Origin of the sequence: Clostridium sp. MCC353 (assembly GCF_018785315.1) — a bacterium.
Taxonomy (GTDB): domain Bacteria; phylum Bacillota; class Clostridia; order Lachnospirales; family Lachnospiraceae; genus CHH4-2.
On record NZ_WQPN01000031.1, the window covers coordinates 52,520 to 67,881 of the forward strand.

Consider the following 15,362-nt stretch of genomic DNA (forward strand, 5'->3'; position numbering starts at 1 on the left):
TAAACACGCGATGTTTTGGTGTGCAATTTTGGCATCATCAAAAAAGCTGAAACTTACAGCAACCAACAGACAATATCACAGGAGGTGAAAAGAATGCCAACATTTAACCAGTTAGTGAGAAAAGGAAGACAGACATCAGTTAAGAAGTCTACAGCACCGGCTCTGCAGAAGGGATACAACTCTTTACAGAAACGTGCCACAGATAGTTCTTCTCCTCAGAAGAGAGGTGTTTGTACCGCAGTTAAGACTGCTACACCTAAAAAACCTAACTCAGCTCTTAGAAAGATCGCCAGAGTTCGTCTTTCCAATGGTATCGAAGTAACAAGCTACATTCCAGGAGAGGGTCACAACCTTCAGGAGCATAGTGTTGTTCTGATCCGTGGTGGTAGGGTTAAAGACTTACCAGGTACCAGATACCACATTGTTAGAGGTACACTTGATACAGCAGGTGTTGCTAACAGAAAACAAGCTCGTTCCAAATACGGTGCTAAGAGACCTAAAGACAAAAAATAATTGAAAACCCACAGGGGAGACCGCTGTGAATTGTTCGGAAGAACGATGTTTTCAAATCTAGTATCACACATTTTGAATTAAATTCTAGTGCCGGATTGTTGATATTGGCCTGTGGTTGCAGGAAATAGATTAAGATAACCGAGCGCGAAACACGTAGTGAAATGTCGTGAGTACCTGAGATCTAATTCAAAGCTGAAAGGACTGGAAACAGAAACCGGACAGCCAATATTAAGGAGGGAAGTAACGTGCCACGTAAAGGACATACTCAGAAAAGAGACGTATTAGCAGATCCGCTTTACAATAACAAAGTTGTTACAAAGCTTGTTAACAACATCATGTTAGATGGTAAAAAGGGTGTTGCTCAGAAGATCGTATACGGAGCATTCGACCGTGTTGCAGAAAAGACCGGTAAAGAAGCGATTGAAGTATTCGAGGAAGCAATGAATAACATTATGCCGGTTCTTGAAGTTAAGGCAAAACGTATCGGCGGCGCAACCTATCAGGTGCCGATCGAAGTTAAGCCGGAGAGAAGACAGGCATTGGCTCTTCGCTGGATCACACTTTATTCTCGCAAGAGAGGTGAGAAAACCCAGGAAGAAAGATTAGCAAACGAAATTATGGACGCAGCTAACAACACTGGTGCTTCTGTAAAGAAGAAAGAAGACATGCATAAGATGGCAGAGGCTAATAAGGCATTTGCTCATTACAGATTCTAATAGGAGGAAAAAGCTTTGGCTGGAAGAGAATATCCGTTAGAGAGAACCAGAAATATTGGTATCATGGCTCATATCGATGCTGGTAAAACAACATTAACAGAGCGTATCCTTTATTACACTGGTGTTAACTATAAAATTGGTGATACTCATGAAGGTACTGCTACCATGGACTGGATGGAGCAGGAGCAGGAAAGAGGTATCACAATTACTTCAGCTGCTACTACCTGTCATTGGACACTGCAGGAAAACTGCAAGCCCAAAAAAGGTGCTCTGGAACACCGTATCAATATCATTGATACTCCAGGACACGTTGACTTTACAGTAGAAGTTGAGCGTTCTCTGCGTGTGCTTGACGGTGCTGTCGGCGTATTCTGTGCTAAGGGCGGTGTTGAACCACAGTCCGAAAACGTATGGCGTCAGGCTGACACCTACAATGTACCCCGTATGGCATTCATCAACAAGATGGATATCTTAGGTGCAAACTTCTACGGCGCAGTAGACCAGATTAAAACAAGATTAGGCAAGAACGCAATTTGTCTTCAGCTCCCGATCGGTGCAGAAGATGAATTCAAAGGCATCATCGATCTGTTCGAGATGCAGGCTTATATCTACAATGATGACAAGGGTGAAGATATCACCATCACGGAAATCCCTGAGGATATGAAGGATGATGCAGAGCTTTACCGTACAGAATTAGTAGAGAAGATCTGCGAACTGGACGACGATCTGATGATGGAATATCTGGAAGGTGAAGAACCTTCCGTTGAAAAGCTGAAAGCAGCTCTCAGAAAAGGAACCTGTGAATGTACAGCCATTCCTGTATGCTGCGGTACTGCTTACAGAAACAAAGGCGTTCAGAAACTTCTGGATGCGATTCTTGAATTCATGCCTGCTCCAACAGACATTCCTTCTATTAAGGGTGTTGACCTGGAAGGCAATGAAATCGAGAGACATTCATCTGATGATGAGCCTTTCTCAGCATTGGCATTTAAGATCATGACCGACCCGTTCGTTGGTAAACTGGCATTCTTCCGTGTATATTCCGGTTCTATGAACTCCGGTTCTTATGTACTGAATGCAACCAAGAACAAAAAAGAGCGTGTTGGACGTATTCTTCAGATGCATGCGAACAAGAGACAGGAATTAGATAGAGTATATGCCGGTGATATCGCGGCAGCCGTTGGATTTAAGACTACAACTACTGGTGATACCATCTGTGATGACCAGCATCCAGTAATTCTGGAATCCATGGAATTCCCAGAGCCGGTTATCGATATCGCAATCGAGCCTAAGACCAAAGCAGGTCAGGGCAAGATGGGTGAAGCTTTGGCAAAACTTGCTGAAGAAGATCCTACCTTCAGAGCAAAAACTGATCCTGAAACAGGACAGACCATCATTTCCGGTATGGGTGAGCTTCATCTGGAAATCATCGTTGACCGTCTTCTTCGTGAATTCAACGTAGAAGCTAACGTTGGTGCTCCTCAGGTTGCTTACAAAGAGACATTTACCAAAGCGGTTGATGTTGACAGCAAGTACGCAAAACAGTCCGGTGGACGTGGACAGTACGGTCATTGTAAAGTTCACTTCGAACCTATGGATGCAAACGCGGAAGAAACCTTTAAATTCGAATCCACCGTTGTCGGAGGAGCTATTCCTAAAGAATATATCCCGGCAGTCGGAGCAGGTATCGAAGAGGCTTCTAAAGCTGGTATCTTAGGCGGATTCCCGGTACTTGGTATCAAAGCTACCGTATTTGACGGTTCTTATCATGAAGTCGACTCCAACGAAATGGCATTTAAGATTGCCGGTTCTTTAGCGTTTAAGGATGCTATGAACAAGGCAGGCGCTATTTTGCTTGAACCGATCATGAAAGTAGAAGTTACTATGCCTGAGGAATATATGGGCGACGTTATCGGTGATATCAACTCCCGTCGTGGCCGTATCGAAGGTATGGATGATATCGGCGGCGGAAAGATGGTTAGAGCTTTCGTTCCGTTGTCTGAGATGTTCGGATATTCAACAGACCTGCGTTCTAAAACACAGGGACGTGGTAACTACTCCATGTTCTTTGATAAATATGAACCAGTTCCTAAGTCCGTACAGGAAAAAGTTATCGCTGAACGCAAAGGTAAGTAATTTACCAGGGTGTATGAATCAACTGTCAGGCGGGGAAAACTGTTATCAGACGGTTAAACCTGCCGCCAGTTGAAAATTGCCGCCGGGCAGTAAAAAAACTGCTCGTTCAGCTGTAATAATAGGCTTGAAAATTGTGCATAAATAGCATATAATGAGAGATAGCCATAGTTTGACAGGCATAGTCTGCAAACACAATACTAAAACAATAGGAAGCCCCAAGAGGCCCAATTAAGGAGGACGTTATAAAATGGCAAAAGCAAAGTTTGAAAGAAACAAACCGCATTGTAACATTGGTACCATCGGACACGTAGACCATGGTAAAACCACTTTAACAGCTGCTATCACAAAAACTCTTCATGAGAGATTAGGAACTGGTGAAGCTGTTGCATTCGAAAACATCGATAAAGCTCCAGAAGAAAGAGAGCGTGGAATCACTATTTCTACAGCTCACGTTGAATATGAAACAGAAAAAAGACATTACGCACACGTTGACTGTCCAGGACATGCTGACTATGTAAAGAACATGATCACAGGTGCTGCTCAGATGGACGGCGCTATCCTTGTAGTTGCTGCTACTGATGGTGTTATGGCTCAGACAAGAGAGCACATCCTGCTTTCCCGTCAGGTAGGCGTTCCTTATATCGTAGTATTCATGAACAAATGCGATATGGTTGACGACGAAGAACTTCTTGAATTAGTAGACATGGAAATCAGAGAATTATTAAACGAGTATGAATTCCCAGGCGATGATACACCTATCATCCAGGGTTCTGCTTTAAAAGCTCTTGAAGATCCTACAAGCGAATGGGGCGACAAGATCCTTGAATTAATGAAAGCTGTTGACGAGTGGGTTCCAGATCCTGTACGTGCTACAGATCAGCCATTCTTAATGCCAGTTGAGGACGTATTCTCCATCACAGGCCGTGGTACTGTTGCTACAGGTAGAGTAGAGCGTGGTACATTACACGTATCTGATGAAGTTGAAATCGTTGGTATCAGCGAAGAGACACGTAAAGTAGTTGTAACCGGTATCGAAATGTTCCGTAAATTACTTGACGAAGCTCAGGCTGGTGATAACATCGGTGCTCTTCTTCGTGGTGTTCAGAGAACTGAAATCGAAAGAGGACAGTGTTTATGTAAACCAGGTTCTGTAAAATGCCATAAGAAATTTACAGCTCAGGTTTACGTTTTAACAAAAGATGAAGGTGGACGTCATACTCCTTTCTTCAACAACTACAGACCTCAGTTCTACTTCAGAACAACTGACGTTACAGGCGTTTGCGAATTACCAGCAGGCACAGAGATGTGTATGCCTGGCGATAACGTAGAGATGACTATCGAACTGATTCATCCAGTAGCTATGGAGCAGGGTCTTCGTTTCGCTATCCGTGAAGGTGGACGTACTGTAGGTTCAGGTAGAGTTGCTACTATCGTTGAATAATTATAATTAAAGCAAACGGCGCGTCAGCGCCGGGAATGAATATAGTTTTTTGTGTCCAAGCGTAAAGGGAACCCTTGAAAAGCATAGCTTTTCAAGGGTTTTTTTGTGGTGTATCCAGTGATAACGGACTTTCTGGCAGAAAATCATGGAACCTATAGACTATAAAAGAAGACTATGAAAAAACAGAGGCGGTATGAAAGGATAGGATTTTTATACTTTCATACCGCCTCTGTTTTTTGTAATGATCCCTTTAATCAGCTATAGGGGGATTTTAATGATTTAAAATATTCTACCATTGAATATACCAGCATAGTTTCTTTTTCATTCAGATAAGAAATATCCAGTGTGGATGTTTCTTTAATTCCCAGCAGATAATCGGTTGATATATGAAAAAGTTTTGCAATGTCTACAATTAGTGCGGTAGATGGGACAGAAGTCCCCATCTCCCAGGCATTGACGGAACTTCTGGTTACATTAAGTTTTTTTGCAAGCGCTGTCTGGGTCAGTTCATTCTTCTCACGTAAGTCTTTTATTCGATCGGCTACCACGATTACCACTCCTTTATAATGATAATATACTAACCAAAATGATATTACATTATCAAAAAGATATTATAAATTGACACAAGGCAAAAAGTTGTTTATAATACAGGTAAAAGTTACAAAAAAAATCAAGAAAATACATAAATTATGAAAAAAGAAAGCGGTGGTCCAAATGCAGATTCGTCTGATTATTGGTGATGCGGATGTCAGGTATTTAAGCAATCTGGTATCCTTCCTGGAAAAGAATTATATGAGCAAACTGGAGATATTTTCTTTTTCCAACAGGGATGTGATGATGGAGTATTTCCAGAATGGAAATGCGGATGTGATTCTGCTGGATGAGAGCATCGGAATCACGGCCCAGGAAGTGTCCACTTATGGAAAGACGGCCCTTCTCAGTGATCAGGGGGCCCAGGCCGGGCAGGAAGGGGTCCGGATCATTGAAAAGTATAAAAAGCCGGATCTGATCTACAAGGATATTCTGGACATCTATGCGGACTGCGGCAGAGGGCATGGATTCAGGCCCACAGACGTGGCGGCGGGAAAGATGATACTGGTCACCGGTTTTTCAGGCGGTATGGGCGCGTCTACATTTGCGGCAGCCCTTGCTATGAAATACGCGTCAAAAGATAAAAAAGTTTTATATCTCAATTTAGAAACGACAGGAAGCAGTTCGGATTTCTTCTCGGGAACGGGAAATTACTGTTTTGACGACGTGATCTTCGCGCTGAAGAGCCAGAGAGCGGATATCCGCCTGAAGATGGAGAGCAGTGTGCGCAGGGACGCCAAAAGCGGGGTGTATTATTTTGAGCCGTGCAGCACTCCCATGTATATGCTGGAGATGACTTATCAGGATATTTTGAGGATTTTAGAGGTGCTGGCCTTGTCCGGAGATTATGAATATGTGGTTACGGATATGAATTTCCAGCTTTCCAAGGATTTTATGGAGATTATGAAGCTGATGAACCGCATTGTGCTGGTGGAGGACGGGACGGAAACGGCCAACAGCAAGTTTGTGAGAACCATGCAGGCGCTGAAAGTGCTGGAGAGCCAGTGCAGATTCAATGTTACGGATCTTATGGCGGTGGTCTATAACGGGTTCGGGACGAAATCCAGCAGCGAGATACCGGGGCTAAGGCTTCCCGTGTTGGGAAAACTGCCTGTGATCAGGAGGGCCCTGGTCCATGAGATCATCAATTATATTCTGGGGATTGAGGACGTATTTGCAAAACTTCTTTAAACGGAGGAAATGGGGATGAGTGAAGAAGAATTACAGAAGCTTGTGGACGAACTGCACTATTATGTGACGGACAATTATCCGCTCAGCACCATGACGGACGAGGAACTGGAAGAGCAGATCCGCCAGTTGGTGAACCGGCGCTGCCAGGAGTATTCCTTTGTTTCTCTGGAACAGAGGGTGATTATGTGCGAGCAGATATTCAGCGCCATCCGGGGCTTTGGCATCCTGGATCTGATCATGAGGGATGACAGCATTACGGAAGTCATGATCAACGGCCCGAAAGAGATATTTATAGAGAAATCGGGAAAACTGCAGAAGCTCAATAAGGAATTTGAAAATGAACGGCGTCTGGAGGACGTGATTCAGAAGATCGTGGGCATGGCGGGGCGTGAGGTGAACCAGGCCAACCCCATCGTGGACACCAGGCTGCCTAATGGCTCCCGTGTAAATGTGGTGCTGCCGCCGATTTCATTAAAAGGGGCCATTGTGACGATTCGTAAGTTTTCGAAAACGCCCATGACCGTGGAACAGCTTTTAAAATATGGCTCCATCACTCCGGAAGTTGCGCATTTTCTGGAAGTTCTGGTGAAAGCCAAGTATAACATCTTCATTTGCGGCGGTACTGGCTCAGGAAAGACCACCTTTTTAAATGCGGTGTCCAACTTTATTCCCAGGGATGAGCGTGTGATCACCATTGAGGATTCGGCGGAGCTGCAGATCGCGCAGATCGATAACCTGGTCAGTCTGGAAACCAGAAACGCCAATGCGTCGGGAAGCGGGCAGATCACTATCCGGGATCTGATTAAGTCTTCCCTGCGTATGCGCCCGGAACGGATTATCGTGGGCGAGGTCCGGGGCGGGGAAGCCCTGGATATGCTTCAGGCCATGAACACAGGTCATGACGGTTCGCTGAGTACAGGCCATGCCAATTCCACGAAAGATATGTTAAGCCGTTTGGAGACAATGGTATTACAGGGATCGGCGGGACTGCCTTTGGAGGCCATCCGCCAGCAGATCGCCTCTGCGCTGGATATTATTGTCCATTTGTCGCGTCTCAGGGATAAGACCAGGAAAACTATGGAGATCACTGAGGTCTGCGGTTATGAGAACGGGGAAATCGTATTAAATCCGCTGTATGTGTTTGAAGAGGATGAGGAGAGTACTTTGAAGAAAGTGTCCGGCTGCCTGAAGAGAACGCCTAATAAGATCCGCAATAACATGAAGCTGAAGCTGATGGGATTTGATGAAGAGCTTTAAAACGGAAGCTAATGGGATTTAATGAAGAGCTTTAAAACGAAAGCTGATGGGATTTAATGAAGAGCTTTAAAACTAAAGCTGAAGAAATTTGATGAAGAGCTTTAAAACTGAAGTTAATGAGATTCGATGAAGAGCTTTAAATAAGATAAAAGAGGAAACCCATGTTTGGCAAGAATAAAAAACTGCAGGAAGCAGAACCACAGGAAATAAAGGTAAGGAAAGCAAAAGTTAAAAAGGAAAAGGTTAAGAAGGTAAAGGTTAAGAAGGTAAAGGCCTCGAAGGTTAAGGCCGGGAAAGAGAAGGCGGCGAAGCCTGAAAAGCCGGTCTATGTGCCTGTTGCCGGATTTATGGGGATGGGCGAGGATTACCATATCTATAAGATGACATTTTACGACCGGCTGAAAGGGGCGTTTGCAGGGTCTCTGCTGGGCGCGGCCATTGGATATGTGTTCTTCAATAACTGGTATGTGGCGGCTGTGCTGGCGGCGGTTATCATAGTGAAGATCCAGGGACCCTACAGGGAACATTTGAAGAAAAAGAGGCTGAAAAAACTGATTCTGGAATTTAAAGACCTGTTAGAAGCCCTTACTGCTTCTTATTCCGCGGGACAGACCACGACCATGGCATTTCTGGACGCCCAGAAGGAGATGGCGGACCTGTTCGGAGAGCGGGCGGATATCGTCCAGGAACTTAATATTATCAATGTGGGCCTTCAGCACAACTTCAATATAGAAGACCTGCTGCTGAATTTTGCACAGAGATCCGGGCTGGACGACGTGGAAAGCTTTGCAAACGTGTTCGAGGTCTGCAACCGGAAGGGCGGCAACTTAAAGCAGATTGTGGGAGAGACCAGAAGTGTGATCAACGACAAGATTGAGATCGAGATGGAGATTCAGACCATGGTGGCTGCCGGTAAAAATGATTTGAATATCATGATGGTGCTGCCTTTTGTAATCATGCTTTCCATGAGAGGGCTGGGAGAGAGTATGACCGGGAACAGCCTGGTGAATATTATCGTAAAGATCGTTGTGCTGGGCATATTTGCGGCTGCTTACATGTTCGGGCTGAAGATCGTGGAAATAAAGCTTTAGGGAGGAAGGACCGATGATTAACTGGTTTCAACTGGCTATGATGGCCGCAGCGACGCCGTTTGCGCTGTTCTGGATCATTTTGTATTTTAAATATCAGGGGGCTTTTCACGCCTATACGGACAGCCTGTCTCCGGAGGAATATAAGATGCCGGAACTGTTTTTTATCGGCATGGGGTTTATGCACCTGACCCGCTATGATCTCCACAGCCGCAAGGGCAGGGCCAGGATCAAAGAGATATCGGAGATCAAAGGAAAGAAATATGCGGAGTACTATTACTACGTGATAAAAGGGGCCGGATTTACCTACATATTGACGATTATCCCCTTTGTATTCATATTGGGCGCGTTGTCCAATGAACCGATGATGCTTTTGATCGGCGTCTGTCTGGCCGTATTGATGGTCCAGTATTTGGAAAAGGATATCAACGAAAAACTGGAACACAGACGGGAGGAACTGATGTTAGACCTGCCTCAGATTTTGTCCAAGATGGCTCTGCTGATCAATTCAGGAATGGTCATGCGGGAAGCGTGGGTGAAGGTCGCATATACCGGAGAACGGGCCCTGTATCAGGAGATGCAGATCACTTCCCAGGAGATGGCCAATGGAGTGCCGGACCTGGAGGCCCTGAGGAATTTTGCAGACCGCTGTTCCCTGAAAGACATCCGTAAAGTTACGTCCACCATCATCCAGAATATGCAGAAGGGCAATAAAGAGCTCTCCTATTTTCTGGAGGAGATATCGAGGGAGATGTGGGAGGAGAAAAAGAATCTGGTGCGGCAGAAAGGGGAGGCCGCGGGGACAAAGCTGATGATTCCCACGGGCATGATCTTCATCGGCATTCTGATTATGGTTGTGGTGCCGATTTTCGCCAACGGTTTTTAGATGGAAAAGCATAGCAATGGAAATAATGCTTTTAAATAAATAGTGTGAAAGTTAAGGAGGAACGAGTTATGTTTGACAAGATGGATATGGCGCTGCTGAATGTTCAGGCCAGAGGAAAAAGGGTGATTGAGAGACTGATTCATGAGGAGGATGGGGCAACAAATTTTATTGAAATCGGAGTTATTGTTGTTATCGTGGTGGGGGTCGCAGTAGTTTTCAAAAGAGAACTGGGAACTGTCGTAGCCGAAGCATTTAAGAAAGTGACAGACTTTATGAAAGATACTAACTAAAAGAATAATATCGGGTAGGAGACGGATTGTTATTAGGTCAGCCTCCTACCCGATTACTTAAATCAGTCTCACCGGGAGGGAGGAGTATATGTCGGAAAAATTGAAAGATGAATCGGGAGTGATTCTGGTGGAGGCGGCAATCTACTTCCCCATTGTTATATTTACCGTATTTGCCATGATCTACTTAGGGATGGTGAAGTACCAGGAAAGCATTTTGACCTTTCAGGTTCAGAAGATCGCTGTTATGGGAGGTAGAGAAGCGGCTTATCAGGGGTATGAGGCATTTGACACCGACGGCTCCCTTCAGTCCAGTTCCGTGGATTTTAAGAGCGGGACACAGTACAGTTCCCAGGTGAAAACCTATTATGACCTGCATTCGGAACACCTGTACAATGAATGGAAGTTTGATTACGGGGAAGAGGCGGGAAGCCTGGAGCAGGAACTTACCCAGATGCTGGAACAGAGCTCCTTTCTGACCGGAATCCGGTCCACAGCCCAGGTGCATATTAACAACTATGTTATCGGGAAGAGCATTACCGTAGAGGCGACTTACGGGCTGGAAAGCCCCAAATTCCTGTCTTATGTGGGGGTTCCGGCGGATATAACGCTGAAGAGCACCGTTACCCAGAACGCATCCAATCCGGCGGAACTGGTCCGCAATATCGATCTGGCCATGGATCTCATCGATTTTTTGCTGGAACGGTTCGGAGTGAAGGACCGGGTGGACGTATTTTTGAAAAAAGTGGAAGACATAAAGAATAAAATACTTTAGAGGGGCTGGAATGAAAAAGTTCAGGAAAAAGATACGGGGATCGATTTCCCTGTTTTTGTCATTGATAATGCTTTTGCTGATAATACTGGAAGGGTTTCTGATCGACGGCAGTAAAGTCCTTGCGGCGAAGTCCATGATGTCCAGCGCCGGTGAGATGGCGCTGAACGCGGGGCTGACTTACTATGACCAGGTGCTTTATGATATTTACGGCCTGTTCGCCGTGTCCGAGACAGAGGAGGAACTGAGCGCCAATTTAAAGAATCATTTTAAGAAAACTCTGGGGGAATCGGTGGGAAGCGGCGGAGCGGACACCCAGTATATTGACGAGATTCTGGAACATATCGACAGCTCCATTAAGAACGGCTGGAATGGAGAAGAGGCTGGACGGCTTCTGAACCTTCAGTTGGACGACAGCACATTTAAAGCCGGAGGTGTGGACGGTTCCCAATTGTCCCAGCCTTATGTGCTCCGCAGCCAGATTCTGGAATACATGAAATACAGAGGCCCGGCCAGTTTGGGATATGGAATGCTGGAGAAGATCCATGCGTTTAAAGAAGTGGATAAACAGCAGAAAACCATGGAAAAAAAGCTGGATTATGAGGAGAAAATGTCTGATGTGCAGAAAGCGTGTGAAAATGCCTATGAAAACATCGTTCCCTACAACCAGCTTCTGGACGGTTCCCTGTCCCCGTCCCAGGTGGAAGATGACAGCTTAAAGATCAATCAAAATATGAGGGAATCGATTATAGCTGCCTGGTGTTACAGCACGGTAAAGCAGGATTATGGATTTGATTCCAATTGGAAGAAAAAAACGTCTGTAAGCGGCCGGGATGTTGAACAGGCATTTGAGAACTTCAGGCTTTATAACAGCATAGGGGTGTCGTATGACGCCGCTGTTTCCGCTTTGGAAAGTGATTTCTCACACCATCCATACGGAGCGATGGCGGCGGTTAAGGTGATATTGGGATATAAGCAGGAATATGGGGATTACTGTAATTTCCATACCACCTGGCAGAACTATCTTACATATTATAAAAAAGAAAAAGACCGTCTGGAAGATGAAATCAGTGAGACCGATGACGAGGATAAAGAAGAGGAACTTCAGGACGAACTGGACGAGTTAAATGATGAAAAAGAAAAATATCAGGGCATTTATGATGATGTGGAAGAGCAGTTGGAGCAGTTTATCCATGCCCTTGAGACCGCACAGAAGGTGCTGCAAAAAGATATCAATGACAGGATGAAGATTGCTGTTACGGAGGTGAAACGGCTTTTAGAGGATGCAGAAAGGCTGGAAAAGCTGGCTGATAGCGGAAAAGACGAACTGGAAAACGTGATAAAACATATGGGCGAACTGAACACCCTGGGATCCTCTTGGCAGTCCACGATCAGCGATTTGTCAGAGGGAGATATTAAGACTTCCATGCAGGCCGACTATGATAATAAATCAAAGGAATTGGATGAGGATAAGATAAGGGATCTTCAAGAGAAACTGGAAAACGGCGCATCTTATGCGCGGACTATCCAGAATGCCCTGAAAAATACAAAAGCTGTGGATTATGTGCTGTATGACCGGGAAAACAGCCAGTATCACGAGTGGCTGAGAAAGAGCCTGGAAGGCACAAAATACAAAAACGATACAAAAGCTGACGGAACTGGATCTTATGATGCGTTCAGCATAGACTTTTGGGAGAAAGCGGCTCTGGAAAGCCCGGCTTTATCGGACAGCACCTGTACTGTCTATTTGGTAGATGAAGGCGGAGGCACCGTGACCGGTGACTTCATGAAGATGAACCTGGAAACATTCCGAAAGGGAATGGATTCCATCAGCGCGAAAAAGGATCCGTTTTTCCAATTTCTGGAGCGGGTATGCCCTAAGAGCGAAGCGGACAAAACTGCCAAAAAGGATGCCCAGGATGCGAAAAAACAACTTCTGGAAAAAGGGAAGAGCGTGGACACCAAAGTGGACGGGCTGCCCGATTTGTCGGTAGATGTGACGGGAAGCGGAGGAAACGGCGCTTCAGGAAAGTTTGATTCCACGGATACAAATGCCAACGATAAAACGGTGTCTAAAAATGCAAAGGAAAACACCAAGTCATCGGGAAATTTTCTGGCAGATGTGGGCAGCCTGCTGACGGAAGGACGGGATAAGCTCTATCTTTCCGAATATGCCACCGAAATGTTCAGCTATTATACCATCGATAAGATGAAGACCTCTGACCAAGTGACTCTCAGCAACCATCCAATAAACGCGGCCAATAACCAGATGTATAAGGCAGAGGTGGAATACATACTGTGGGGAAATCCTTCCGGGAACAAGGACGTGGAATATACCATGGCGACGATTTTCGGCATACGGTTTCTCTTAAACAGCATCTATGCATTTACGGGAGATCCGGAGATACGGAACTTTTCCCTGGCCCTAGCTACCTCCATAGCCGGTTGGACAGGATTCGGCGTCCCTCTGGTCCAGAGCGTGATCATACTTGCCCTGGCTTTAGCGGAGACCAGCCTGGATATGCAGCAGCTGAAGGAAGGGAAGAGCGTACCCATCTATAAATCCCAGTCTAACTGGTGCATAAAGGTGTCCAAGCTGATTACGGAAGGCGGTAAGGAGATCATCCATAACGCCATCAATGCCACAGTGGACGCGGCGAAAACTTATGTATTCGACCAGTTAGACCAGCTGACGGCAGACACTGCCGGCGAGTTTAAAAATTCCCTTCAGACCTATACCGACGATACCATAAATGATGTGGCCAGCATGGCCTCATCCGCCGTGCTGAATCCGGTTCAGGAGAGAATTATCGGTCTTGTCAATGTGGTGGACCAATCCGCCTCTGATATCAATGCCACCCTGGACAGAACCCTGGATGACTTAGAGAGCAGCATAGGAAGGGAAAGCGACAGCATAACCCGGGATGCCAAGCTGGCGGCGGTACAATATTTCCGTTCCCGCATTAAATCCCGTTTGGCGTCCCAACTGGCCAAGTACCAGAATTCCGATGATGGAAGCGCCCAGATTACCATAGAGATCAATAAATTCTTTGCAGACTGCAGCAATGAGATGAAGGCTTATTTGAAAAACCTGGTGCAGCCCGAGGTGGATAAACTGTCCGGCGAGGTGACGAATGCCTTAAACAGCGGCAATGAGATGATTCAAAAGGAAACCAGCGAGGCATTAGACAAGATGCTGACCCGCATCAACTGCGGTGTGTCATTTGCGGATTACTCCAGTGTCAATGTGGACGGCTCCAAGGGGCGGACATCCGGTTCGGCGGCGCTTACCATGAACTATAAAGAATATGTATGGCTGTTCGTTGCGGTTAAGAGCATGCAGAATGAAGAGGAAATGCTGAAACGGATGGGGAACCTGATTCAGGCCAACCTGGCTTCCTCACAGGCGAAGCCTTCCCCGGACTTCGATCTGACCCGGTCTTACAGTTTTATTGAAGTGAATGCGGCGGCGGATTTGTCCACCACATTTTTCGGAATGCCGGTTCCTGTGACCGGACAGGGTAACGTGACCCTGGGACTGGATAAGTACAGCATCGGATACAGCGGTGTGCTCGGATATTAGGAGGGGAAGATGTTGAAAAAAGAGAAAGGCTCCCTGACGGTGGAGGCGGCGATTGTGCTGGTGATTTTCATATTCGGATACATTTCCATTATCACCATTGGAAGCTTTATCCGGGCTCAGATGATCATCCAGTACAGCATTACCCAGGCGGCAAAAGATATTTCCGCCTACTGTTATCTGGTCAGCAAAACAGGGCTTATGGACGACAGCAAAAACCTGGCCGGTGAGGCGGGGAAATTTAAAAAAGATACGGATACGGTGATCGATACGGTGGTGAAGCTGTACGGAGCGGTCAGTGACGGGGCGGATCACATTACCAATTCGGTTACGGAAATTCAGGAAAATAAAGATATTACGGGTAAGCTGGAATCCCTTGAAAACCTGGGAAGCGGGGCGGCGGCTGATTATCAGAATATCATGAATGCGGCCAACGCCATGGCGGATACGGGCACCGATTATTTCAGCGATCCCAGAGCGATATTAAAAGGGCTGGGGGCGGTGGCAAAAGATACCGCGTTCAGCCAGGCCAAGTCCATTGCCCTGGCGGCCCCCATCAGCAAGGCGCTGGTGAAAAGGCAGGTGGATTTATATAATACGGCTGGAAGCAGCGGGGACATTTTGGAAAAACTGGGGGTTGTGGACGGCATGGAAGGCCTCAACTTCACAGGGAGCACCCTGTTTAATGACGGGAAAACCATAACAGTACGGGTGACGTACAGCATGAAAGTGGATTATCCGTTTTTTGATTTGAAAGAGTTCCATTTTATACAGACAGTTTCCACGGAAGCCTGGGGGTCTAAAAAATAACGTAACAGTTCAGGACGGCGGGAAAATCGTTGAAAAAAGGCGCATCAAGCTGGCTTGTAAGCACCTTTTTTCAACAATTTTCACATCGGATGGA

At 46.0% G+C, this 15,362-nt stretch carries 13 protein-coding genes; 12 read left to right on the forward strand and 1 reads right to left on the reverse strand.

Going from position 1 to position 15,362, the window contains the following annotated elements; translation table 11 throughout:
• The first annotated feature begins 93 nt into the window (after positions 1 to 93).
• From rpsL to tuf, 4 genes are all read left to right on the forward strand, one after another.
• On the forward strand, positions 94 to 513 hold the full coding sequence (gene rpsL / locus GPL15_RS07815; RefSeq protein ID WP_103229948.1) for a 30S ribosomal protein S12: 420 nt from the start codon (positions 94 to 96) through the stop codon (positions 511 to 513).
• Between the two features lie 245 nt (positions 514 to 758).
• Positions 759 to 1,229 carry a 30S ribosomal protein S7 gene (gene rpsG, locus GPL15_RS07820; protein WP_215697695.1) on the forward strand — a complete coding sequence of 157 codons (471 nt, stop codon included), beginning with the start codon at positions 759 to 761 and terminating at the stop codon, positions 1,227 to 1,229.
• Between the two features lie 15 nt (positions 1,230 to 1,244).
• Positions 1,245 to 3,365, forward strand: a complete 2,121-nt coding sequence (gene fusA / locus GPL15_RS07825; protein ID WP_215697697.1) for an elongation factor G — start codon at positions 1,245 to 1,247, stop codon at positions 3,363 to 3,365.
• Positions 3,366 to 3,612: 247 nt separating this feature from the next.
• Positions 3,613 to 4,806, forward strand: coding sequence for an elongation factor Tu (gene tuf / locus GPL15_RS07830; RefSeq protein WP_215697699.1), 1,194 nt, complete (start codon positions 3,613 to 3,615; stop codon positions 4,804 to 4,806).
• Between the two features lie 254 nt (positions 4,807 to 5,060).
• Here tuf and GPL15_RS07835 read toward each other — a convergent pair whose 3' ends face one another.
• Entirely contained in the window at positions 5,061 to 5,354 is a 294-nt protein-coding gene (locus GPL15_RS07835; RefSeq protein WP_215697701.1) for a helix-turn-helix transcriptional regulator, read from the reverse strand.
• 166 nt (positions 5,355 to 5,520) lie between these two features.
• Between GPL15_RS07835 and GPL15_RS07840 the strand changes: the two genes are divergently transcribed.
• From GPL15_RS07840 to GPL15_RS07875, 8 genes are all read left to right on the forward strand, one after another.
• A complete protein-coding gene (locus tag GPL15_RS07840) occupies positions 5,521 to 6,588 on the forward strand; it encodes a hypothetical protein (RefSeq protein ID WP_215697703.1) in 1,068 nt (355 codons plus the stop codon).
• A gap of 15 nt (positions 6,589 to 6,603) precedes the next feature.
• Entirely contained in the window at positions 6,604 to 7,845 is a 1,242-nt protein-coding gene (locus GPL15_RS07845; protein ID WP_215697704.1) for a CpaF family protein, read from the forward strand.
• A gap of 161 nt (positions 7,846 to 8,006) precedes the next feature.
• Complete coding sequence (locus tag GPL15_RS07850; RefSeq protein WP_215697705.1) at positions 8,007 to 8,936, forward strand: kinase; 930 nt, start codon at positions 8,007 to 8,009, stop codon at positions 8,934 to 8,936.
• Between the two features lie 13 nt (positions 8,937 to 8,949).
• Positions 8,950 to 9,819 (forward strand): type II secretion system F family protein, encoded by an 870-nt coding sequence (locus tag GPL15_RS07855; RefSeq protein WP_215697706.1) that lies wholly within the window; start codon positions 8,950 to 8,952, stop codon positions 9,817 to 9,819.
• A 68-nt stretch (positions 9,820 to 9,887) separates the two neighbouring features.
• The gene (locus GPL15_RS07860; protein WP_215697707.1) at positions 9,888 to 10,109 is read left to right on the forward strand and encodes a Flp1 family type IVb pilin; all 222 of its coding nucleotides are present in this window, start codon (positions 9,888 to 9,890) and stop codon (positions 10,107 to 10,109) included.
• Between the two features lie 88 nt (positions 10,110 to 10,197).
• Positions 10,198 to 10,881: a TadE family protein gene (locus GPL15_RS07865; protein WP_215697708.1), complete on the forward strand. Its 684-nt coding sequence runs from the start codon at positions 10,198 to 10,200 to the stop codon at positions 10,879 to 10,881.
• 10 nt (positions 10,882 to 10,891) lie between these two features.
• Positions 10,892 to 14,461 carry a DUF5702 domain-containing protein gene (locus GPL15_RS07870; RefSeq protein WP_215697709.1) on the forward strand — a complete coding sequence of 1,190 codons (3,570 nt, stop codon included), beginning with the start codon at positions 10,892 to 10,894 and terminating at the stop codon, positions 14,459 to 14,461.
• Between the two features lie 9 nt (positions 14,462 to 14,470).
• Complete coding sequence (locus GPL15_RS07875; protein WP_215697710.1) at positions 14,471 to 15,268, forward strand: TadE family protein; 798 nt, start codon at positions 14,471 to 14,473, stop codon at positions 15,266 to 15,268.
• Positions 15,269 to 15,362 lie beyond the last annotated feature (94 nt).